An 856-nucleotide genomic window follows, 5' to 3' on the forward strand; every position below is an offset into this window, starting at 1 on the left:
GTGCAGGAGATTCCGCAGAAGGAGACGACGCCGTTCTATCCGCGCTCGCCTTACGGCGTCGCCAAGCTCTACGGCTACTGGATCACCGTGAACTACCGCGAAGCCTACGGCATGTTTGCGAGCAACGGCATCCTGTTCAACCATGAGAGCCCGATCCGCGGCGAAACCTTTGTGACCCGCAAGATCACGCGCGGCGTCGCGCGTATCAAGGTCGGGCTGGAAGAGACGCTTTATCTCGGCAACCTCTCGGCCAAGCGCGACTGGGGCCACGCCCGGGATTATGTCGAGGGCATGCACAAGATCCTGCAAGCCGACAAGCCCGACGACTTCGTGCTGGCGACCGGCGAGATGCGCTCGGTGCGCGAGATGGTCGAGCTGTCCTTTGCGCAGGTTGGCCGCCACGTCGAATGGCGAGGCGCGGGCGCCGATGAGACCGGAATCGATGCCAAGAGCGGCAAGACCGTGGTGAAGATCGATCCGACCTATTTCCGTCCGACTGAAGTCGATCTCCTCGTCGGCGACGCCAGCAAGGCGCATCAGGTGCTCGGCTGGAAGCCCAAGCGAACCTTTGCCCAGCTCGTCGAGGAGATGATGGCAAGCGATCTGGCGGAAGCAAAACGGGAGGCGGCCCATGGCAGACGCACTGTTTGAGCTGAAGGGTAAAAGCGTCTACGTCGCCGGCCATCGCGGCATGGTCGGAAGCGCGCTGCTGCGCCGGCTCGCGCGGGAAGACGTGCAGCTCGTCACGGTCGACCGGCGCGAGGTCGATCTCTGCAACCAGGCCGCCGTGTTCGACTGGTTCGCGAAAACGCGGCCGCAAGTGATCTTCCTCGCCGCCGCAAAAGTCGGCGGCATC

General features: G+C 63.7%; 2 protein-coding genes. Both read left to right on the top strand.

The annotated features are described in order from the left end of the window. On the top strand, positions 1–651 hold a 651-nt coding region (locus IVA80_RS26590; protein ID WP_247437273.1), incomplete at its 5' end, for a GDP-mannose 4,6-dehydratase. Further along, a partial coding sequence (locus IVA80_RS26595) for an NAD-dependent epimerase/dehydratase family protein (RefSeq protein ID WP_247437276.1) occupies positions 632–856 on the top strand: 225 nt, incomplete at its 3' end. The genes IVA80_RS26590 and IVA80_RS26595, both read left to right, overlap by 20 nt.

The organism is Bradyrhizobium sp. 139, assembly GCF_023074175.1.
GTDB lineage: Bacteria > Pseudomonadota > Alphaproteobacteria > Rhizobiales > Xanthobacteraceae > Bradyrhizobium.